The organism is uncultured Thioclava sp., from assembly GCF_913064665.1.
Lineage (GTDB): Bacteria > Pseudomonadota > Alphaproteobacteria > Rhodobacterales > Rhodobacteraceae > Thioclava > Thioclava arctica.
Map to the genome: position 1 here is coordinate 23731 of NZ_CAJYBT010000008.1, position 19509 is coordinate 43239.

Genomic DNA, 19509 nt, shown 5'->3' on the forward strand with positions numbered 1-19509 from the left:
AAAGGCGCCCTTGGTTCGAAACATATGGGTCGGCTTAGAAGCCCAGACCAGCATATTTGTTTTTGAACTTCGACACGCGACCGCCGGTATCCAACAGGCGCGAGCTGCCGCCGTTCCACGCCGGATGCGAGGTCGGGTCGATGTCGAGCGTCATGGTTGCACCCTCGGCGCCCCAGGTGGTGCGCGTCTGGTACTCGGTCCCGTCGGTCATCTTGACGGTGATCTGGTGGTAGTCGGGATGGGTTTCGGCTTTCATTGTCCCGCTCCTTACGCTTTGGCTTTGTAATTGGTGTCTTCGGCGATACGGGCCGATTTACCGCGACGGGTGCGCAGGTAATACAGCTTGGCACGACGCACGCGACCGCGGCGAACAACTTCGATCGAGTCGATGTTGGTCGAATACAGCGGGAACACACGTTCCACGCCTTCGCCGAACGAGATCTTGCGCACGGTGAACGAAGCGGCCAGCGTTGCGCCGCCTTTGCGCGCGATGCACACGCCTTCGTACATCTGGACGCGCGAGCGGGTGCCCTCGGTCACTTTGTAGCCCACGCGAACGGTGTCGCCGGCTTTGAAATCGGGGATGGTCTTGTCGAGTGCGGCGATTTGTTCCGCCTCGATCTGCGCGATCAGGTTCATCGCAAGTCCTTTCATAAGCTCACGGTTTTTCCCGTGAAGGTTTGTCGCCGCCTCAGAGCTCCGGGTCTTCATCGGGTTCGTGGCCTTGATCGCAAGGGTCACGCCCGCCGGGAGGGTTCAGGTCGTCTTTCGCTTTGGTCCTTGATTTGCGGTCGTCTCGCGGTTGAAGAAAATTCCCGCACGCCACAAATAAAGGGTCCGAGGGCCGATTCCGGTCCGGACCTGCGCGTGATACGGCCAAAGCGCGGCTAAATCAAGCCTCGCCCGCATCCGTTTTGCCCTGTTTTTGCAGGTATTGTGCCCAAAGATCGGGGCGGCGCGCACGGGTCAGCGCTTGTGACATCTCATAGCGCCATTTTTCGATCTTGCCGTGATGGCCCGACATCAGCACTTCGGGGATCGCGCGGCCTTCCCATTCGGCGGGCTTGGTATATTGGGGATGTTCCAGCAAGCCATTGGAATGGCTTTCTTCTACGGCCGAGTCCGCATTGCCCAACACGCCGGGGATAAGCCGCACGGTCGCGTCGATCAGCACTTGCGCAGCCACCTCGCCGCCAGTCAGAACGAAATCCCCGATGCTGACCTCTTCGATGCCGAACTGTTCGAGCACCCGCTCGTCCACGCCCTCGAATCGCCCGCATAACAGGGTCATCCCCTCGGCCTGCGCAAAGCGTTGCGCCATCGCTTGCGTCAGCGGGGCACCGCGCGGCGATAGGTAAACCACCGGCCAAAGCGCGCGGTCTTGCGGCGTCCCGATGCGCGCCTGCGCCAGCGCCGCACCCACCACATCGGCGCGCAGCACCATGCCCGCGCCGCCCCCTGCGGGGGTGTCATCGACATTGTGATGCTTGCCGATCCCGAACGGGCGCAGGTCGATGGTTTCCAGCGCCCAAAGCCCCAATTCCCGCGCCTTGCCCAACAGGCTAAGCCCAAGCGTGCCAGGAAACGCATCGGGGAACAGCGTCACGATTTTCGCGGTCCATGCGCCTTTGATGCGCGGCGGCTCGTCCATCAACGAGCGCGGCTGGCGATTGGCCGATATGCTGAGGCGGCCATGCGATTTGCGGCCCATCGGGGGGGGAGTGTCAGTCATTTTTCGCCCTCAATTTTGCGTCCTCGCGCCATGCCTCGCGCATGACATCGCGCTTGGCCTGTTCTGCCGCATCCGCAGACAATTCCTGCGCGTTGATCGCGGCCAAGGCATCGGCCAAAGCCGTCAAATCAACCCCGCGTGGCCGCGCGTTCTGGGGGGGCGCCGGTTTGATCTGCGCGCGCTCCGCCGGGCTGAGATTCATCAGGTCAAGCAGCGGTGCAATCGGACCTTCGGGGCGGGTCTTGCTGTGTTCAAGCGGATGCGTGATCAACGGCGTGTCCCTCAATGCGGCGCGAGTCTGCGCCAGCACAGACTCGATTTGAAACTGCGGCATGATCCGGGCGCGAAAACTTGCTTGCGTCTCGGCCAGAGTGCTGGTGCGCACCTGTTGCCAATGCAGGCTGTCGATCCAGGCGGCGGGATCGCGGGTCGAAAGGTAGAATTGCAGATCGACAGATTTGCCAAGTTGCTTGTGGATCACATCGCGCATCGCGGCCAGCAGGATCGGCGCGACCGCGTAGCTGGTTACGTTCGGATCGCCCGGCATCGCGCCCATGATCCGCTCGTTCGAGATGACGATGCCGCGCCCGTCACGGTGTTGTTCGCCCAGCCAATCGGCCAGCGCGGCCTTGAACAGACCCAGCTCCAGCGGATCACCATTGAGCGAGACATGGCGCGCGGCGCGCGAAATCCCCGCAATGTCATAGCGCAGTCCGAAAACCCAATCGGGCAGGCGGTCGCGGGCCTCGCGCAAGATCGCTTGAATCGTCGAACTGCCGGTCTTGTGAAAGCCCGCATGAACGATCACGCGCATCAACTACAGATCCTCGGGCGGGTCGATCACGATGCGTGCGGCGGCCAGATCGACCGTGGGCACGATAGCCTTGGTGAAGGGCAACAGCAGCGGGGTCTTGCGCCCCGGCGCGTTGATTTCCAGAATGTCGCCCGCGCCGTGATTGTGCACCGCGCGCACCGATCCGACTTTCGCGCCGCCAGTATCGACAACCTCAAGCCCGATCAGATCGGCGTGGTAAAACTCATCATCAGGCAGCGAGGGTAGCTGTGCGCGATCGGTCCAAAGCGTGGTGCCCCGCAGCGCATCGGCCTGTTCCTTGGTCGCAACGCCCTTGATGCGCGCGCCCAACCCGTTCTTGAGCGGGCGGGTGAGTTTGATCTCATATGTCTGTGCGCCGTCTTCGCTATAAAGCGGCGCGTAGTGGGCGATGTCTTCGGGTTCGGCGCAAAAGCTTTTGATGCGGACCTCGCCTTGCACGCCAAAGGCGCCGGCGATGGCGCCCACACAGATACGCTCGAGAGTGGACATGACTGCGCTCCTAAATCCCGAAAACGGGCAGGGGCCGAGCAAAACCTGCCCGGCCCACCATCCATCCTAAACGACGCGGATTATTCCGCCGAGGCTTCGGCTGCAGGCTCTTCGGCCGGAGCGTTGGCCGCGGCTTCTTTGGCGGCTTTCTGTTCGGCGCGCTCGGTGGCTTTCTTGCCGGGAACAGCTTTCTTCAGGTTCTTGCGCTCGGTCTTGGCAACGACGCCCGAAGCTTCGAGGAAGCGTGCGATACGGTCGGTGGGCTGTGCGCCCTTTTCAAGCCAATGCTTGACGCGCTCGACGTCCATTTTCACGCGCTCTTCGCTGTCTTTGGCGAGCAGCGGGTTATAGGTGCCCAGCTTTTCGAGGAAGCGACCGTCGCGCGGCATGCGCGAGTCGGTAGCGACGATCGAGTAGAACGGGCGCTTCTTGGAGCCCCCACGGGCAAGACGGATCTTCATAGCCATTGCGTTATCTCCTTTGGATGGCTGGTGATGGGCGAAACTAGCCCGTCATTTCTGGTGTTATTTCTGGTGTTATTTCTGGAACCGTTCGTGGTGGCGGATCACTTCCGAAATCACGAAATTCAGGAATTTCTTGGCGAATTCCGGGTCGAGCCCGGATTGCAGCGCCAGCGTTTCAAGGCGTGCAATCTGCGTGGCCTCGCGTGCGGGGTCAGAGGGCGGAAGCTGGTGCTCGGCTTTGAGCTTGCCCACGGCCTTGGTCTGCGCGAACCGCTCGGCCAAGGTGTAGATCAGCACGGCATCGAGCCGGTCGATGCTGTCACGATGCTCGGCCAGCAGATCGGCGGCGCGGGTGGTTGCGTCACTCATCGGCTCAGTTCTTCTTTCCAAAGCCCGACAGGCCCGGCGGCAGTGCGCCGCCCAATCCACCCAAGCCGCCCTTGGGCAGCTTGCCGCCCATCGCTTTGGCGGCGGCTTCCAGTTCGGCGGGGTCCATATTGGCCAGATCGGGCGTGCCGCCCTTGCCGCCCATCAGTTTCATCGCCTGCTTGAGCATCCCACCCTTGCCCATCTTGGACAGCTTTTTCATCTGGTCCGACATCTGGCGGTGCATCTTGAGCAGCTTGTTGAGGTCAGACACTTCCAAGCCCGAACCTGCCGCGATCCGCTTTTTGCGGCTTGCTTGCAGGATCTGTGGATTGGCGCGCTCTTTCTTGGTCATCGAATTGATCAGCGCGATCTGATGCGTGATCGTTTTGTCGTTCAGGCCCGCATCTTCGGCTTGCTTGGCGTATTTCGCCATGCCCGGCATCATGCCCATCACGCCCTGCATGCCGCCCATCTTGAGCATCTGATCAAGCTGGCCCTTCATGTCGTTCATGTTGAACAGGCCCTTTTGAAAGCGCTTGGCCATGCGCTCGGCTTGTTCCTGTTCCAGCGTTTCTTGCGCGCGCTCGACCAGCGCGACAATATCGCCCATGCCAAGGATACGGCCCGCGACACGCTCGGCCTCAAAGGTCTCAAGCGCATCCATCTTTTCGCCAAGACCGACAAAGCGGATCGGTTTGCCGGTGACGGCACGCATCGACAGTGCCGCACCGCCGCGCCCGTCGCCATCCATCCGCGTTAGCACGACGCCGGTGACGCCGACTTTTTCGTCAAACTCGGTGGCCACATTCACAGCGTCCTGGCCGGTCAGACCATCGACCACCAGCAGGGTCTCGCGCGGGTTCGCCACGTCACGAACCGCCTGCACTTCGTCCATCAGGACTTCGTCGATATGCAAGCGCCCGGCGGTGTCGAGCATGTAAACGTCATAGCCGCCCAGTGTCGCCTGTTGCTTGGCGCGCTTGGCAATCTGCACGGCGGTTTCGCCTTTGATGATCGGCAGCGTGTCAACGCCGATCTGGGTGCCGAGAATTTGCAACTGCTCCATTGCGGCGGGGCGGTTGGTGTCCAGCGAGGCCATCAGCACCCGCTTGCCTTCGCGATCCTTCAGCCGTTTGGCGAGCTTCGCGGTAGTGGTCGTTTTCCCCGAGCCTTGCAGGCCGACCATCAGGATCGGCGCGGGCGGGTTGTCGATTTTCAGCGTATCGGCGGGACCCTCGCCCGCGAGCATCGCGATCAGCTCATCATGCACAATCTTGACGACCTGCTGACCGGGCGTGACCGATTTGGTCACGGAGGCGCCGGTCGCCTTGCCCTCAACCGATTTCACGAATTGCTGCGCGACCGGCAGCGAAACATCCGCCTCAAGCAGGGCCACGCGCACTTCGCGCAGCGCGGTTTTCACGTCATCGGCGGATAGTGCACCCTGTTTGGTGAGCCGGTCGAATACGCCGCCAAGGCGTTCTGAAAGACTTTCGAACATGGGTCACCCTCCAGTGGCAGAGCCAAGCAAACGACAAGCACACCAGTGGGCGCAACGCGCTGACTGGTGGCGATCCCGGCCGAATGCCGGGACCGGAGGGAATAGTCCTCCGGGGAATCTGGGCGTGGATAGGACAAAGGCCCCGCAGAGTCAACCACAGGTCAACCACGGGGCCTTATCGGGGAGGAACCTTTGGGATCAGGCGGCGAGGCCTGCGATCTGTTCTTCGGCTTTGGCGATCGCGACAGCTTCATCGACCGCGACACCTTCGGCGGCAACAAAGGTCAGATCGGTCAGGCCGATAAAGCCCAGCACCTGACGCAGATAGCCCGAGGCGTGATCAAAGCCCGACCCGTGGGGGACACCGCCCGCAGCGTAGGCGATAAACACACGCTTGGGAGCCACAAGGCCCTCGGGCCCGCTCTCGGTGTAGCGGAAGGTCTCGCCCACGCGGCAGATCATGTCGATCCACGCTTTCAGCGGACCTGTCACACCGAAGTTATACAGCGGCATGCCGATCACCAGCGTGTCGGCGGCTTTCAATTCGGCAATCAAGGCATCAGACAGGGCCAGCTGTTCTTTTTGCGCCTCGCTGCGCTGATCGGCGGGGGTATAGGCCGCACCGATCCAGTCGCCATCAATCAGCGGCAGCTTGGTGGTGTCGCGCACGCTGACATCGCCGCCCAGATGGTCGGTGATCTTGGCGGTCAGGCGGCGGGTGATTGACGCGTCGCCCTTGATGGAACTGTCGATGCGCAGGATGCTTGTCATGGGAGGTCTCCATATTTTTATCAGGTGGGTTGAAAATGGCGCTTGCACAAAAGAACGCAACTGGCATGATCGATCAGGATACGTTCGTAAATGCACAGGTGGGCGCTTTGAGATGGGTTTAGATAGCTGGGACGAAATTCGGACCGCTTTTCAGGTGGCACGGGTGGGCACCGTTTCGGGCGCAGCCGAGGTGCTTGGCGTGCATCATGCGACGGTCATCCGACATGTGGATTCGCTTGAAGAGAAGCTGCACACCAAGCTGTTTCAGCGCCATCCGCGCGGCTACACCCCGACCGAGGCGGGTCAGCAATTGCTGTCGGTGGGACAGGCGACCGAGGATCAGTTCAGCCAGTTGGCAGCGCGGATTGCCGGGGCGGGCGAAGAGGTGTCGGGCGAATTGATCGTGACCTCGATCACCCCGGCCTCGGTTCTGGTGCTGCCGGCGATGCATAAATTGCTGCTCGACTACCCCGAATTGCGGCTGCGATATTTGACCGATCTGCGGGTGTTCCGGCTGGAATATGGCGAGGCTCATGTCGCGATCCGCGCGGGCAACCGCCCGACCGAGCCTGACAATGTGGTGCAATCGCTGGGGCGGATGCAAAACACGCTTTATGCCAGCCACTCATATGTCGAGCGCTACGGCATTCCGCGCAGCAAGGAAGACATGTCAAAGCATCGTTTCGTCTCGACGGATAATCGCGACAGTCGCGCGCCTTTCTTTCGCTGGATTTCCGAAAACGTGCCCGATGAGAATGTCGTGTTTCGCGCCAATGAACACGAGGCGCAGGTTGATGCGATCAAACAGGGTTTGGGCATGGGCTTTTTGACCGTGCCGATGGGGCGCTCCGATCCGACGCTGGAAGAGGTGGTGAAACCCTATGACAGTTGGGATTCCAATATCTGGCTGGTGACGCATGTGGATTTGCACCGCACGCCCAAGGTGCAGGCCGCCGTCAAAGCGATCAGAGAGCAGGCGCTGAAATCCGAGGGGCTGATCTCGGATTGATCCGCGCCTATTCGGCGGCGCGGATCAGCATTTGCGTAGGCGCTGCGGGAGCGACGCTGGCTGCGTGATGTGCCTCGGCCAGTTTTTTAGCAGACCGGCGCGCTTTGGGGCCGTAGCGGTCGCGCAGATAGGCCAGTACGAATTGCAAAGCCAACCCGCCAAAGATCAGCGCGCTATCTTGGACAAAGCCGCCGGGATGGACCGTTTTCACAGCCTGCCCCGCGATAGCCAACACCGTGCCAGTGGCAAAAACCGGCAGCGAATGACGCCCTAACATGCGGATCGGTTCCAGCACACGCGCCGCAGCGATCCGTGGGATGATGCCGGGCAGCGACAAAATATAGGCCAGCGATAACAGATGAAGCAGGCGCGGCAGCGATTCAAAGGTCTTGTCAAAACCCGCGACAAAGAACGGCACGCCCCATTGACGCAACTGCCATGTGCCATGACCGAAATTCGCCAGCATCCAATTTGAATTCACCCAAACCGCCGTCAGAACCAACCAGCCCGCCGCCAGCGCGACCAGCCAGCCGCGCACCGCCACCAGCCGGTGCCCCTGTCGCAGTGCAAGCCCGGTCAGCAGGCCGAGGGAAAACACCAACTGCCAAGCGAAGGGGTTGAAAAACCACCCTCCCGGCATCGGATAGTTCGGCAGGTTCAACCGCAACAGCCCCGCCACCGCCCAAAGCCCAACCGAGGTCGCAAGCAGACCCATCGGCGCGCGCTGACCCAGCCGGATCAACCCCGGCGCCATCAGCAACAGCACCATATACATCGGCAGGATGTTCACATAGCCCAGCTGATGCCCAAGGCTTGCGATGCCGATCAGAAAGCCGAACGGATCGGTGGTAAAGCTCTTGAACGCGTTCTTGGTCAGCATCACATCCGCGCCCCAGAACTGCACCGCCGCCGAGACAATCGCAATCGCCCAGATCGCAGTCATCATATGCACGAGATACAACAACCATGCCCGGCCCCATAGCCGCGACGTGCCTTCCCAGTTCAGCCCGCGCGCCAAGGCCGGACCATAGGCCAGCGCGGCAGCGATACCGGACATAAAGACAAACCCCTCCGCCGCATCGGAAAAGCCCAGATTTCGGGTGGTGAGATGTTCATAGAAATTGCCCGGAATATGATCGGCAAAGATCATCACCAAAGCGAGTCCGCGGAACAGATCAATCCGCAGGTCACGCACAGATTTAAGGACCGTGATATCACGCATGGGCAGGGCTCCGGCCCGTGGCCGAGGCAGGCTCGGTGCGGGCATTATCGGGTGCAGGGAAAGCGTTGTCCCAGCGCGTCAGGATGCGGTCGTGCAGCGCCACGACTGGGGGCAGGGAGGTTTCAGAGGGCACGCGCATCAAGTGCGATTGTGTGGGCTTTGACGACCAGGAAATGAGCCACGGTGCCGCCAGCATCGGCAGCCCCACCGGTAGCAGCCAGAACAGCAGTCCCGGCGCGAGGAAATAGGTCAGCACCAGCCCGCTTGCCCCAATTGCCACGATCCACCACGAGGCAATAAAGCCCTCAATCAGGCCTAGCTGGCCATCGCCGCGATTGTTCGTCGGCCAGCCGCCATCGCGCCCCAGCACCACCTGAAACACCGAGCGCGTGGCATATGCCAGCAGCACCGGCGCGGTCAGCGAGGAAAACGCCAGCTCGGCAACGGTTGAGGCAAAGGCGGTTGCCGAGCCTCCGAAGTCGCGGGCATGACCCAGCAGCGCCGCGCGGGCCGCGATCAACAGCTTGGGCACCAGCAGCAGGCCAAAGATGCCAATCGCCAGACCGATCGCCTTCGAGGCCTCGGAGGGCGGGAAATAGGGGAAGGGCCAATAGGGTTCTGGGAAGTAATCCGGCGGCGGCACGAATAGCGGCGCGGCAACCGAGGCGGCCAGAAAACCCAGCCAAAACAGCGGCGCGATATAGGCCATGATGCCTTGCGCAAAGACAAAGCGCGACCAACCGCGCAGCCCCGGCGCGCCGATGATGCGGGCATGTTGCAGGTTGCCCTGACACCAGCGGCGGTCGCGTTTGGCGTGATCGACGATATTTTCGGGGCCTTCCTCGAACGATCCCTCAAGGTCGTCATCCAGCCGCACCAGCCAGCCTTTGCGCGCCAAAAGTGCGGCCTCGACATAGTCATGGCTCATCACATGGCCACCAAAAGGGGGTGTGCCACGCAACGCGGGCAGGCCGCAGGATTCCGCGAATGCGCGCGTGCGTACGATGGCGTTATGACCCCAGAACGGCCCGGTGCGCCCTTGCAACATCGCCAGACCCCGCGCGAAAACTGGCGAGAAGAAGCTGGCCGAAAACTGCATCGCGCGGGCAAAGCGCGAGCGCGCCCGGATCACGCGGGGCAGGGTTTGCAGCAGGCCAAGGGTCGGTTCCGCCTCGATCCGGCGGATCATTTGCAAGATCGTCTCGCCTTCCATCAAACTGTCGGCGTCCAAAATCAGCGCATAATCATAAGCCGCGCCCGAGCGGGTCATGAAATCCTCGATATTGCCCGCCTTCTTGCCGATATTATTGATCCGGCGGCGATAAAAGAACCGGCCCAACCCGTCGCGCTCGTCGACGAGATGGGCGAATACGAGCGCCTCGCGCGCCGCGATTTCTTCATTGCGCGTGTCCGACAGAATCGCGAAATGGATGCGCGCACTCTCTCCGGTCGCGGCCAGCGAAGCATCCATCGCCGCGACGCGCGAAAAGGTCGAAACGGGGTCTTCATTATAGACCGGCACCAGCACCACGGTGGCCCCTTTGATCGGGGCACCGGCTTCAAGGCGCGGCGCGCGCGGCAACGTCATCAGCCCGATCAGTGCCTGCACCGCGCCCCAAGCCAGCCAAAGCGTCGAGATCAGGATCAGAACGGCGCGAACGACATCAAGGATCTGCAAGCCATCGGCCTGACCGAATTGCAAAAACAGCACGAAAGCCCCAAGACCCGCCATCGCCGACAGCCCCAGCGCAAGGATGCGCAGGGCAATCAAGACGGCGCCACGCGGGTGCGCCAGCCAGTCCATGTCAGGTGGTTCCCCCAAGCGAGCCGTCTGCGCGACGGCCCAGCAGACGCGCAATGCGCGTGCTGAATCGCAGATCGGGTTCGATCTGTTGGGGCGGCATCGCAAGGGGGGCTGCGGGCAGTGCGCAAGGCCCGGCAATCAACGCCTCGGGGGAGGGGCGCATCGCAACAAACGAGTCCGAGATCGCAGGCACGAGGGGCAGCATATGAGATGAGGTCATGATCGATTCCACTGGTAAAGCCAGGTTTCAGACAACTTGCGTCCATAACCTGAAAGATGCGCAGAAAGTTCCACCGGCGAAGTGCCATCGGCGGAAACATCCAACACAAGCCGCCACACGCCGTCTTGCTCGACCTTTGAAAGGGTCTGTGTCACGATTTTTCCCTTGCCCGCATTGCTGACCACTTCGATCTTGTCGCCAGCATCTGCAGGAAGGTTCGCGATCTCTCCACCCTTGAAATCTATGACGAATTTTCGGGTGCCTTTGGTATTCTCCACGCCCGAGACGCCACCTGTTCCGGCGCGGGTTTCAGAGATATGGGCACGGGCATCGCTCGTGTCAGGGGGCAGATCCCCCCAATCCAGCCGATAGGCGAATTCCAGCGCATCGCCGGCCTTGGCGGGGGCCTCGGGCACCCAAAAGGCGACGATATTGTCGTTCACTTCCAGCTTCGAGGGAATCTCGACAAGCCGGATCATGCCTTTGCCCCAATCGCCCATCGGGCTGACGCGCGCCGAGGGGCGGCGTTCGTAATGGGCGGCGGGGTCTTGGTAGTGATCGAAATCGCGATCACGCTGATACAGACCAAAGCTGCGCGGCGCGGTCTCTGCAAAATAAGAGGAGGCCAGCGTGCCGGGGTTTTGCAAAGGCCGCCAGATCTGATCGCCATCAGCCTGAGAAATCGCAAGCCCGTCGCTGTCATGCACCTTGGGGCGGTAATCGTCGAAATCGGCGCGGTTGCGCGGGCCGTAAAGGAACATCGACGTCAGCGGCGCGACGCCCAGTTGCGGGATGTCGGCGCGGATGAACAGCCGCGCGGTGACCTCCATCGACGTCGACTCGCCGGGCGAGATGACAAAGCGATAGGCCCCGGTCAGTGAGGCCGAATTCATCGCGGCATAGACGGTGATCGTATTGGCCCCGGGCTGCGGCGTTTCGATCCAGAAGCGCGTGAAGCGCGGGAATTCCTCGGCCACGGACAACCCGGTATTGAGCGCCAGGCCCCGTGCCGACAGCCCATAGGCCGAGCCACGCCCAAGCGCGCGGAAATAGGACGCGCCCTGAAACGCCACCAGCTCATCCATCACATCGGGGCGGTTGATCGGGCTGTGCAACCGAAAGCCAGCCACGCCGGGCAAGGGGGCATGCTCGGGAACGATCTTGCGCGCCTCGCGCTCGTAGATGAAATCGTCGGTTGAGAAATTCATCGGGCTCGCTTGCCCGTCTGCGACCGAGAACATCTGCACAGGCTCTTTGAACAGCCAGCCCAGGTGGAAGGCTTGCAACTCGAACTGGGTGTCTTTGATCGTGGCAAAGACCGCCTTGGCGGGGTCAAACCGGATCAAGCGATAGGTGTCATAGGTCAACTCGCTCAGGAACGCATCGCTGGCCTTCGCGGGCGCAACGGGGTCACCTTTGGCCTCGGTTTGCATCTGCGCCGAGAGCGTGTCGAAGGAAAACGGCACTTGCTGCGGCGCAGCGGGCGTGGCTGCGGGTGCAGCAGGCGCGGTCGCCGGGGCGGGCTGGGCCGCGTCCTGGGCGAAAGCGGGGCGTGCGGGCAGTCCTGCGACGGCCAAAAGGCCAAGCGCAGACCCCGCGCCAAGCAGAGCACGGCGGGTCGGACGGGACATTGGAACAGGCTGGGAAGAGTTCATTTGTTTCCCTGCATAAACAGAAGCTTCGCGCAGATAGATAAGCGCTGATTTCCGATTGCATAGTCACAGCGTCACAAAACTTTCAAGAGGCCATCACGGCCGGGCAGGGGCCAAGGGGGTGAGCTATGCGAAATTCGCACAACCTCGCCCATATATGGCGCTAAAAGCGCGGTTTCTTGCCGATTTTCGCCGTGGCTCGAACGCAAATGCTGCGGCTGCAAAGGTGCGCGAGGCGTTGCGATCCCGCCTGTCGCCGCGCTTATCGCCCGATGAGGTGGCGATTCTCGCTCTGATTCCGCCCGTTATGCTTGACAGGGGGGACCCGCTTGCTCAGGTAATGGAGAGCTTTTGCGGAGGGCTCACAAATCGCGGATCCTCCGCCCAAGGCCCGCCAAAGAACGGACCGGAGAGAGAATGTCGCCTGCCCTGATCGCCGCCTTGCCCTTTCTGGGCGCAGCCCTGCCAGCCCTGCTGATCCGAACCGGGCGTAACAATGCCGCTGCGGCCTCGGCCCTGATAACGGGGCTCGCGCTGTTGGGTCTGCTGTTGCATCTGCCGACGGTGTTGGCGGGGGGCGTGGTGGAAAGCCGGATCGACTGGCTGCCGTGGCTCGGGCTGAACGTGAATTTCTGGATCGACGGTCTGGGAATGCTGTTTGCGACGCTGATCCTTGGGATCGGTTTGCTGATCATTCTTTATGCGCGCTACTACCTGTCCAACAAGGATCCGGTGGGGCAGTTCTACACCTATCTGTTGCTGTTTCAGGGCGCGATGGTGGGCATTGTTCTGTCCGACAACATCTTGCTTTTGCTGATCTTCTGGGAGCTGACTTCGCTGTCCTCCTTTCTGCTGATCGGCTATTGGAAGCACCTGCCCGAAGGCCGCCAAGGCGCGCGCATGGCGCTGACGGTGACGGGGTTGGGCGGGCTGTCGATGATCGCGGGGATGCTGATCCTTGGCAATATCGTTGGCAGCTATGACATCTCGGAAATCCTGAAACATAAGGACATGATTCAGGCCAGCCCGCTTTATCTGCCCGCGCTGCTGCTGATCCTGGGCGGGGCGTTTACCAAATCGGCGCAGTTCCCGTTCCATTTCTGGCTGCCCCGCGCGATGGCCGCGCCCACGCCAGTTTCGGCCTATCTGCATTCGGCAACGATGGTGAAGGCGGGTCTGTTCCTGATGGCGCGGATGTGGCCGGTTCTGGCGGGCACGCCCGAGTGGTTCTATATCGTCGCGGGTGTCGGGCTGATCACCATGCTGATCGCCGCCAAAATCGCGATTTTCAAACATGATATGAAGGCATTGCTCGCCTATTCCACCGTCTCGCATTTGGGTCTGATCACCTTCATGCTGGGGCTTGGAACGCAGGCGGGTGCGCTGGCGGCGGTGTTTCACATCATCAATCACGCGACCTTCAAAGCGGCACTGTTCATGTCTGCGGGGATTGTGGATCACGAGGCAGGGACGCGCGATTTAACCCGCGTCAGTGGCTTGCGCAAACTGATGCCGATTACCTTTACAATCGCCACGATTGCCGCGCTCTCGATGGCGGGGATTCCGCTCTTCAACGGGTTCTTGTCCAAAGAGATGATGCTTGAGGCAGCAGCGCATACGGCCTGGCTGGGCAACGCTTGGATCGTGCCGGCTCTGGCGACCTTGGCGGCGCTCTTTTCGGCCACCTATGCGTTTCGTTTCATCAGCCACGGGTTCTTTGGCCCGGTCAGTAAGGATCTGCCCAAAACGCCCCATGATCCGAGTTTTGGTATGTGGTTCAGCCCGGCCTTCCTGGTCGTTCTGGTGCTGGCGATCGGGGTGTTTCCGATGGCGGTGGCGGGGCCCTATGTGCAGATGGCAACCAATGCGGTGGTTGGGGGCGGCTATCACATGCACGCGCTCAAGATCTGGCATGGGGTGACGCCCGCGCTGATTATGTCGGCAATTGCGGTGACAGGCGGTCTTGTCTTGCTTGCCGCGCATGCGCCGTTGCAGCGGCTTTGGGATGGCATGCCGCGCCCCGACGCCAAGGTGATCTTTGACTGGATCGTGGCGCAGGTGCAGGGCCTCTCGGACTGGATCACGCAGGGTCTGAATAATGGCGCGATGGCGCGCTATTTGATGCTGTTTACGGTGGCATCGGTAGGGGCGGGGATTTACGCGTTCACGACTGGGGCGATGGGGCCGCAAACCCGCGCGCTGACCCCGGTGAATGGGGCGGCGGTGACGGCATGGTTGTTGTTGCTGACCGCGACGGGCTGCATCGTGGCTTTCCATCACAATCGAATTCTGGCGCTGGTGCTGATCGGGATCGTCGGCTTGACCGTGTCGATGTCGTTCATCTACCTCTCGGCACCCGATCTGGCGCTGACGCAAATCTCGGTCGAGGTGGTCACGGCGGTGCTGATGCTGTTGGCGTTGAACTTCCTGCCCAAGGTCACGCGGATAGAATCGAGCCGCTTCAAGATCAGCTTTGATGTGGCGCTGTCGGTTGTGGCCGGTATCGCGGTATCCGGGCTGATTTATGCTTTGATGATGCGCGATTTCGCCTTCCCGAGCATGTCGGGATATATGCTGGCCAACAGCTATAATCTTGCGGGCGGGGATAACGTGGTCAACGTGATCCTCGTCGATTTCCGGGGCTATGATACCTATGGCGAGATCACCGTGCTGGGGATTGCCGCGCTGGTGATCTTTGCGCTGACCGAGACGCTGTTGCAGGGGGCGTCCTCGCGCAAGCTGATCGCGTGGCGGCCTGATGTGGCGCGTGGTGGCGACAAGCACCCGCTGATCTTGCTGATCGTGACGCGGGTGATGATGCCGATTGCGCTGGTGGTCGGGCTCTATATCTTCCTGCGCGGCCATAACGAGCCGGGTGGCGGTTTCATCGCTGGTCTGGTCGTCGCGATTGCCTTGGTGACGCAATATATGGCCAGCGGCTTTGCGTGGACGCAGGCGCGCCAGAAGGTCTACTACCACGTGTTGATCGCGTCGGGTGTGCTGGTTGCCGGGGTGACCGGGGCGGGGGCATTTTTCAACGATATGCCCTTCCTGACCTCGGATTTCGGCTATTTCAAATTGCCGGGCCTTGAGAAGTTTGAACTGGCCACCGCGGCCGGGTTTGACCTTGGCGTGTTCCTTGGCGTGGTCGGTTCGGTGATGCTGGCTCTGGGCGGTCTAAGCCGCTTGGCACGCCGCGCCGCGATGGGAGAGCAAGACGGCGAAGAAGGCGCGCATATCGTTGCTGAAAAGCCCGAAGCCCGCGTGTTGGCGCCGCTAGCCGCCGGGCCCTATCCCCCCGAGGCCAAAGTGCCACGGCGTTGGTGGAGCACGGCGCGCGCCGCACAAGAGGCCACCAGGGCCGAACGCGATCAAGTCCATGAAAACAAGATGAAGAATAAGGAGGAGGATCACTGATGGAAGTGCTTGTCTCCTCTGCCATCGGCGTGCTGACGGCTGCCGGTATCTACATGATCTTGCGGCTGCGCACCTTCCCGGTCGTCATCGGCATGTCGCTGCTGTCTTACGGGGTGAACGTGTTTTTGTTCGCCACGGGTCGCTTGGTGGTGAACCAGCCGCCGATCCTGCGCGAGGGCGTCACCAGCTATACCGACCCGATCCCGCAAGCGCTGGTGCTGACTGCTATCGTGATCTCGTTCGGGATGACGGCGGTGGTGGTGATGCTTGCACTCGGGGCCTTTATTGAGGCGGGCGACGACCGCATCGACCTTGACGAGAGCGAGGGCGATCAATGATGGAGCATTGGATTATTGCCCCGGTCGTGCTGCCGGCGATGCTGGCGCCGCTGATCGTGCTGTGGATGCGCTACGATCTGGTGACGCAGCGTGTGGCCTCGGTTCTGGGGATGTCGGCGCTGCTGATCTTGGCGATCGTGCTGATGGTGTCTGCCTCGAATGGCCCGCCCGAGGTGTATCGCCTTGGCAACTGGGAGCCGCCCTATGGCATCGTGTTGGTGCTGGATCGGCTGTCGGCGCTGATGCTCGTGCTCAACGCTTTGCTGGGTCTGACCGTGGTGCTCTATGCCATCGGCTCGGGCTGGGACCGGCGCGGCTGGCATTTCCACTCGTTGATGCAGTTCCAGATGATGGGGATCAATGGCGCATTCCTGACGGGCGATGCGTTCAACCTGTTCGTGTTCTTCGAGGTGCTGTTGATCGCCTCATATGGGTTGATGATCCATGGCGGCGGCAAGGCGCGGCTGAAATCGGGCGTGCAATATGTCGTTTATAACCTTGCCGGATCGACGCTGTTCTTGTTCGCGCTGGGCACGATCTATTCGGTGACGGGCACGCTGAACATGGCCGATCTGGCGCAGAAGGTGGGCCAGATGCCTGCCGACGATACTGCACTGATCGCGGTTGGCGCGGCGTTGCTGATGCTGGTCTTTGCCGTCAAGGCGGCGCTGGTGCCGTTCCAGTTCTGGCTGCCTGCAACCTATACCAACGCGCCCGGCCCGGTGGCGGCACTGTTTGCGATCATGACCAAGGTGGGCGTTTATGCCATCGTGCGGGTCTACACGCTGATTTTCCCGATCACCGGCACGACCGGTACGTTGGCGCATGATCTGCTGCTGCCTGCTGCGCTGGTGACGCTGGTGATCGGCATGGTGGGCATTCTGGGCGCGCGCGATCTGGGCCGCGCGGTGACCTATTCGGTGATCGGCTCGGTCGGCACGATGATGCTGGCGTTTGCACAATTCACCCAAGGTGCGACGGCGGCGGGGCTTTATTATATGGTCCACTCGACGCTGGTGGCCGCGGCGCTGTTCCTGATCGCCGATCTGGTGCGCGAGCGGCGCGGGCGTTGGGGCCTGTCGTTGGTCGATGCGCCGCTGCTGCGCAATCACGGGCTGTTGGCGGCGTTCTTCTTTGTCGGAGCGCTGGCGATGGCGGGGATGCCGCCGCTGTCTGGTTTCCTTGGCAAGCTGATGATTTTGGATGCCACGCGCGGGCAATGGGGGCTTTGGGCGACGGTGCTGATCACCTCGCTGATTGCAATCGTGGGGTTTGCGCGTGTCGGCAGCCAAGTGTTCTGGCGCCCTTACGGTTTTTCCGACGAAGAGGCCCCTGACCTGCCCAAGGATATGACCTCCCCGGCGCTGGCCTTCACCGCAACGGGCGGGTTGATCGCGGGGCTTGTGGCCCTGACCGTGCTGGCTGGCCCGGTAAGCCGCTGGATGCAGGGCACTGCGGCGCAGCTGTTTGCGCCCGCGAATTATATCGACGCGGTGATGGGCGGGGCCGAAGCACGCGCCCAAGAAGCCGCGCAGATTGGTCTGCACGCGCATGGCCATATGACGGTGATCGACGAGATGCGCCAAGAGGATGCGGGAAGCGATCCTGCCGTCGATCCTCAAACCGCAACGCCACAGACCGGGCATGACGCCCCGGCGTCACATTGAGGGAGGGCCAAATCATGTTCCGCAAGCTTCTGCCCCACCCCTATTTGACCATCCTGCTCGCGGGGGTGTGGTTGCTATTGGCAAATGCCTACACGCTGAATTCGCTGGTCTTCGGGCTATTGGTTGGGCTGGTGATCCCGTGGATCACATCGCCCTATTGGCCTGCGCGCCCCCATATCGGCAATCCGCTTAAGATCATCGAATATATACTGGTGGTGGTCTGGGATATTATCATCGCCAATATCACGGTGGCGAAAATCGTGCTGTTCATGCCCAATTCCAAGCTGCAACCGGCTTGGGTTACCGTGCCGTTGGATCTGATCGAGCCAGAGGCGATCACCGTGCTGGCCGGCACGATCACGATGACGCCGGGCACGCTGACGGCGGAACTGGCGGCGGATGGGCATTCGCTGCTGGTGCATTGCCTGCATGCGCCTGACGCCGATGCGGTGCGCGATGAAATCAAGACCCGTTACGAAGCCCGATTGAAGGAGATTTTCGAATGATCACTTACGCGCTGATCTTCGCCATCGCCTGCTATAGCGCGGCGTTGCTGTTTAACCTGTTTCGCGTGGTCAAGGCGCCGGGCGTGACGGACCGGGTGCTTGCGCTTGATACGATGGCGATCAATGCGATCGCGATGATCGTGCTGTTTGGCATTTACGAGGGCACGGCGCTGTTTTTCGAGGCGTCGATTCTTTACGCGATGACGGGTTTCGTGGCGACCGTGGCATTCGCGAAATTCATCCTGCGTGGCGATATCATCGAGTGAGGGCATCATGGAACTGATCTGGGATATTGTGATTTCAGCCTTGCTCGTGATCGGCGGGTTCTTTGGCTTCGTGGGCTCGTTGGGGCTGGTGAAACTGCCCGATCCGATGACGCGATTGCATGCGCCGACCAAGGCGGCGACCTTGGGCGTGGGGTCGATCCTGATTGCCTCGATGATCTGGTTCGCGGTCAAGCAAGATCACCTGAGCCTGCATGAGTTGATGGTGACGGTGTTCATCTTTCTCACCGCCCCGGTCACCGCGCATTTCATCTCGAAGGCGAATATTTTCCGAGATTGGCCAGCCGAGAAACTGCCCCGTCCAGCGGGCGAGGGCGAATGGGCGGTGCATCAGGCCGATGCCGACACGTCCAAGGGCGAGCTGGCTGTTGAAAAAGAGACCGAGGCCGCACAGCAGGACTGACGCTGCGAAACGCTTTGCGGTTGCGCGCGCCCATGGCAGGCTCCTGCTTGAATGAAAGCGGGAGGATATGTGATGCGGGCGCGCTTGATGCTGTCTCATCTGTCAATCTGGGTGATGATTGGCGTTGTCGTAATGGCGGCAGTTTGGACCGCGCAGGGGCCGGCATGGCTATGGGCGGTCGCGCTGCTGGGTGTGCCTGCGCAGATGCTCAACGAATATGGGCTGCATCGCTATGTGTTCCACATGGCCCCGCCGCAGCGCCAATGGGCGTTCAACTGGCTTTATCGCGTGCATTACGGGCATCACGAATTTCCTACCTGCTGGCCGCTGCTGTTTGCGCCGCTCTCGGTGATCGTGCCGGTTTTGCTGGGCAATACGCTTATCTTGTGGGGAGTTCTGGCGCTGTTCGGGTTGAACCATGCGTTTGACATCGCGGTGGCGGTGGTGGCGCTGGGCGGGGCGGCAACCTTTCTTACCTATGAGTGGTTTCACACCACGGCGCATGTGACTGTGAAGAAAACCGCCGTCGAGCGGCGCGTCAGCACCCTGCACAATCAGCACCATTTCCGCGATTTCTCGAAATGGTTTCATGTCACGGCGGGTGGCGAGGTAATCGACCGGATCATGGGCACCGCGATTTCGCGCGACGCTCTCAAGACCCAAAGCCGGATCGAGTTTATCCGCACCTTGGGTCTGCGCCCCGATGATCCGCGTTTGATCGCCGCACGGGCGCGCTTTGCCAAACGCTTCGGTCTCTCGCAAGCCGAGATCATGCGCGCGGGCGAGGTCTGAGGGCGCATTCCCCCGCCCGGCGCGCGCAGGCCGC

General features: G+C 61.5%; 21 protein-coding genes. 8 read left to right on the plus strand and 13 right to left on the minus strand.

Annotated features, from left to right (window positions below):
- Nucleotides 1-34: 34 nt before the first annotated feature.
- The 9 genes from rpmE to QZ571_RS04890 all read right to left on the minus strand — a co-directional run bounded on the left by rpmE (nucleotide 35) and on the right by QZ571_RS04890 (nucleotide 6161).
- Entirely contained in the window at nucleotides 35-256 is a 222-nt protein-coding gene (gene rpmE / locus QZ571_RS04850; protein WP_295532497.1) for a 50S ribosomal protein L31, read from the minus strand.
- Between the two features lie 11 nt (nucleotides 257-267).
- A complete protein-coding gene (gene rplS, locus QZ571_RS04855; RefSeq protein WP_295532499.1) occupies nucleotides 268-639 on the minus strand; it encodes a 50S ribosomal protein L19 in 372 nt (123 codons plus the stop codon).
- 253 nt (nucleotides 640-892) lie between these two features.
- The gene (trmD, locus tag QZ571_RS04860) at nucleotides 893-1732 is read right to left on the minus strand and encodes a tRNA (guanosine(37)-N1)-methyltransferase TrmD (RefSeq protein WP_295532501.1); all 840 of its coding nucleotides are present in this window, start codon (nucleotides 1730-1732) and stop codon (nucleotides 893-895) included.
- Nucleotides 1725-2546 (minus strand): hypothetical protein, encoded by an 822-nt coding sequence (locus QZ571_RS04865; RefSeq protein ID WP_295532503.1) that lies wholly within the window; start codon nucleotides 2544-2546, stop codon nucleotides 1725-1727. Before QZ571_RS04865 ends, trmD begins: the two co-directional genes overlap by 8 nt.
- A gap of 3 nt (nucleotides 2547-2549) precedes the next feature.
- Entirely contained in the window at nucleotides 2550-3056 is a 507-nt protein-coding gene (gene rimM, locus QZ571_RS04870; protein ID WP_295532505.1) for a ribosome maturation factor RimM, read from the minus strand.
- Between the two features lie 80 nt (nucleotides 3057-3136).
- Nucleotides 3137-3523: a 30S ribosomal protein S16 gene (gene rpsP, locus QZ571_RS04875; protein ID WP_295532507.1), complete on the minus strand. Its 387-nt coding sequence runs from the start codon at nucleotides 3521-3523 to the stop codon at nucleotides 3137-3139.
- A gap of 69 nt (nucleotides 3524-3592) precedes the next feature.
- Nucleotides 3593-3889 (minus strand): chorismate mutase, encoded by a 297-nt coding sequence (locus tag QZ571_RS04880; RefSeq protein WP_295532509.1) that lies wholly within the window; start codon nucleotides 3887-3889, stop codon nucleotides 3593-3595.
- A gap of 4 nt (nucleotides 3890-3893) precedes the next feature.
- On the minus strand, nucleotides 3894-5390 hold the full coding sequence (gene ffh / locus QZ571_RS04885) for a signal recognition particle protein (RefSeq protein WP_295532510.1): 1497 nt from the start codon (nucleotides 5388-5390) through the stop codon (nucleotides 3894-3896).
- 198 nt (nucleotides 5391-5588) lie between these two features.
- Complete coding sequence (locus tag QZ571_RS04890) at nucleotides 5589-6161, minus strand: NAD(P)H-dependent oxidoreductase (RefSeq protein ID WP_295532513.1); 573 nt, start codon at nucleotides 6159-6161, stop codon at nucleotides 5589-5591.
- A gap of 112 nt (nucleotides 6162-6273) precedes the next feature.
- Here QZ571_RS04890 and QZ571_RS04895 point away from each other — a divergent pair, with 112 nt between their 5' ends.
- On the plus strand, nucleotides 6274-7170 hold the full coding sequence (locus tag QZ571_RS04895) for a LysR family transcriptional regulator (RefSeq protein ID WP_295532515.1): 897 nt from the start codon (nucleotides 6274-6276) through the stop codon (nucleotides 7168-7170).
- A gap of 7 nt (nucleotides 7171-7177) precedes the next feature.
- On the opposite strand, the gene QZ571_RS04900 is transcribed toward QZ571_RS04895, so the two are convergent.
- The 4 genes from QZ571_RS04900 to QZ571_RS04915 are packed head-to-tail and all read right to left on the minus strand — an operon-like array spanning nucleotide 7178 to nucleotide 12047.
- Nucleotides 7178-8392 carry an OpgC family protein gene (locus tag QZ571_RS04900; protein WP_295532517.1) on the minus strand — a complete coding sequence of 405 codons (1215 nt, stop codon included), beginning with the start codon at nucleotides 8390-8392 and terminating at the stop codon, nucleotides 7178-7180.
- Nucleotides 8385-10196 (minus strand): glucans biosynthesis glucosyltransferase MdoH, encoded by a 1812-nt coding sequence (mdoH, locus tag QZ571_RS04905; protein WP_295532519.1) that lies wholly within the window; start codon nucleotides 10194-10196, stop codon nucleotides 8385-8387. The genes QZ571_RS04900 and mdoH overlap by 8 nt, the downstream gene beginning before the upstream one ends.
- A 1-nt stretch (nucleotide 10197) precedes the next feature.
- The gene (locus QZ571_RS04910; RefSeq protein ID WP_295532521.1) at nucleotides 10198-10416 is read right to left on the minus strand and encodes a hypothetical protein; all 219 of its coding nucleotides are present in this window, start codon (nucleotides 10414-10416) and stop codon (nucleotides 10198-10200) included.
- Entirely contained in the window at nucleotides 10413-12047 is a 1635-nt protein-coding gene (locus QZ571_RS04915) for a glucan biosynthesis protein (protein ID WP_295532523.1), read from the minus strand. The genes QZ571_RS04910 and QZ571_RS04915 overlap by 4 nt, the downstream gene beginning before the upstream one ends.
- Nucleotides 12048-12485: 438 nt before the next feature.
- Between QZ571_RS04915 and QZ571_RS04920 the strand changes: the two genes are divergently transcribed.
- The 7 genes from QZ571_RS04920 (at nucleotide 12486) to QZ571_RS04950 (ending at nucleotide 19475) form a co-directional block, all read left to right on the plus strand.
- Entirely contained in the window at nucleotides 12486-15485 is a 3000-nt protein-coding gene (locus QZ571_RS04920) for a monovalent cation/H+ antiporter subunit A (RefSeq protein WP_295532525.1), read from the plus strand.
- A complete protein-coding gene (locus tag QZ571_RS04925; RefSeq protein WP_295532527.1) occupies nucleotides 15485-15823 on the plus strand; it encodes a Na+/H+ antiporter subunit C in 339 nt (112 codons plus the stop codon). Before QZ571_RS04920 ends, QZ571_RS04925 begins: the two co-directional genes overlap by 1 nt.
- The gene (locus QZ571_RS04930) at nucleotides 15823-17490 is read left to right on the plus strand and encodes a monovalent cation/H+ antiporter subunit D (RefSeq protein ID WP_295532529.1); all 1668 of its coding nucleotides are present in this window, start codon (nucleotides 15823-15825) and stop codon (nucleotides 17488-17490) included. The genes QZ571_RS04925 and QZ571_RS04930 overlap by 1 nt, the downstream gene beginning before the upstream one ends.
- Before the next feature lie 14 nt (nucleotides 17491-17504).
- Complete coding sequence (locus QZ571_RS04935) at nucleotides 17505-17996, plus strand: Na+/H+ antiporter subunit E (RefSeq protein ID WP_295532531.1); 492 nt, start codon at nucleotides 17505-17507, stop codon at nucleotides 17994-17996.
- Entirely contained in the window at nucleotides 17993-18262 is a 270-nt protein-coding gene (locus QZ571_RS04940) for a K+/H+ antiporter subunit F (protein ID WP_295532533.1), read from the plus strand. The genes QZ571_RS04935 and QZ571_RS04940 overlap by 4 nt, the downstream gene beginning before the upstream one ends.
- A gap of 7 nt (nucleotides 18263-18269) precedes the next feature.
- Nucleotides 18270-18683: a Na+/H+ antiporter subunit G gene (locus QZ571_RS04945; protein WP_295532535.1), complete on the plus strand. Its 414-nt coding sequence runs from the start codon at nucleotides 18270-18272 to the stop codon at nucleotides 18681-18683.
- 87 nt (nucleotides 18684-18770) lie between these two features.
- Entirely contained in the window at nucleotides 18771-19475 is a 705-nt protein-coding gene (locus QZ571_RS04950) for a sterol desaturase family protein (protein WP_295532537.1), read from the plus strand.
- Nucleotides 19476-19509 lie beyond the last annotated feature (34 nt).

Bases quoted from the DNA above. Each gene is read 5' to 3' on its own strand.
- rpmE (WP_295532497.1), bottom strand. From the start codon at position 256: ATGAAAGCCGAAACCCATCCCGACTACCACCAGATCACCGTCAAGATG.
- rplS (WP_295532499.1), bottom strand. From the start codon at position 639: ATGAACCTGATCGCGCAGATCGAGGCGGAACAAATCGCCGCACTCGAC.
- trmD (WP_295532501.1), bottom strand. From the start codon at position 1,732: ATGACTGACACTCCCCCCCCGATGGGCCGCAAATCGCATGGCCGCCTC.
- QZ571_RS04865 (WP_295532503.1), bottom strand. From the start codon at position 2,546: ATGCGCGTGATCGTTCATGCGGGCTTTCACAAGACCGGCAGTTCGACG.
- rimM (WP_295532505.1), bottom strand. From the start codon at position 3,056: ATGTCCACTCTCGAGCGTATCTGTGTGGGCGCCATCGCCGGCGCCTTT.
- rpsP (WP_295532507.1), bottom strand. From the start codon at position 3,523: ATGGCTATGAAGATCCGTCTTGCCCGTGGGGGCTCCAAGAAGCGCCCG.
- QZ571_RS04880 (WP_295532509.1), bottom strand. From the start codon at position 3,889: ATGAGTGACGCAACCACCCGCGCCGCCGATCTGCTGGCCGAGCATCGT.
- ffh (WP_295532510.1), bottom strand. From the start codon at position 5,390: ATGTTCGAAAGTCTTTCAGAACGCCTTGGCGGCGTATTCGACCGGCTC.
- QZ571_RS04890 (WP_295532513.1), bottom strand. From the start codon at position 6,161: ATGACAAGCATCCTGCGCATCGACAGTTCCATCAAGGGCGACGCGTCA.
- QZ571_RS04895 (WP_295532515.1), top strand. From the start codon at position 6,274: ATGGGTTTAGATAGCTGGGACGAAATTCGGACCGCTTTTCAGGTGGCA.
- QZ571_RS04900 (WP_295532517.1), bottom strand. From the start codon at position 8,392: ATGCGTGATATCACGGTCCTTAAATCTGTGCGTGACCTGCGGATTGAT.
- mdoH (WP_295532519.1), bottom strand. From the start codon at position 10,196: ATGGACTGGCTGGCGCACCCGCGTGGCGCCGTCTTGATTGCCCTGCGC.
- QZ571_RS04910 (WP_295532521.1), bottom strand. From the start codon at position 10,416: ATGACCTCATCTCATATGCTGCCCCTCGTGCCTGCGATCTCGGACTCG.
- QZ571_RS04915 (WP_295532523.1), bottom strand. From the start codon at position 12,047: ATGTCCCGTCCGACCCGCCGTGCTCTGCTTGGCGCGGGGTCTGCGCTT.
- QZ571_RS04920 (WP_295532525.1), top strand. From the start codon at position 12,486: ATGTCGCCTGCCCTGATCGCCGCCTTGCCCTTTCTGGGCGCAGCCCTG.
- QZ571_RS04925 (WP_295532527.1), top strand. From the start codon at position 15,485: ATGGAAGTGCTTGTCTCCTCTGCCATCGGCGTGCTGACGGCTGCCGGT.
- QZ571_RS04930 (WP_295532529.1), top strand. From the start codon at position 15,823: ATGGAGCATTGGATTATTGCCCCGGTCGTGCTGCCGGCGATGCTGGCG.
- QZ571_RS04935 (WP_295532531.1), top strand. From the start codon at position 17,505: ATGTTCCGCAAGCTTCTGCCCCACCCCTATTTGACCATCCTGCTCGCG.
- QZ571_RS04940 (WP_295532533.1), top strand. From the start codon at position 17,993: ATGATCACTTACGCGCTGATCTTCGCCATCGCCTGCTATAGCGCGGCG.
- QZ571_RS04945 (WP_295532535.1), top strand. From the start codon at position 18,270: ATGGAACTGATCTGGGATATTGTGATTTCAGCCTTGCTCGTGATCGGC.
- QZ571_RS04950 (WP_295532537.1), top strand. From the start codon at position 18,771: ATGCTGTCTCATCTGTCAATCTGGGTGATGATTGGCGTTGTCGTAATG.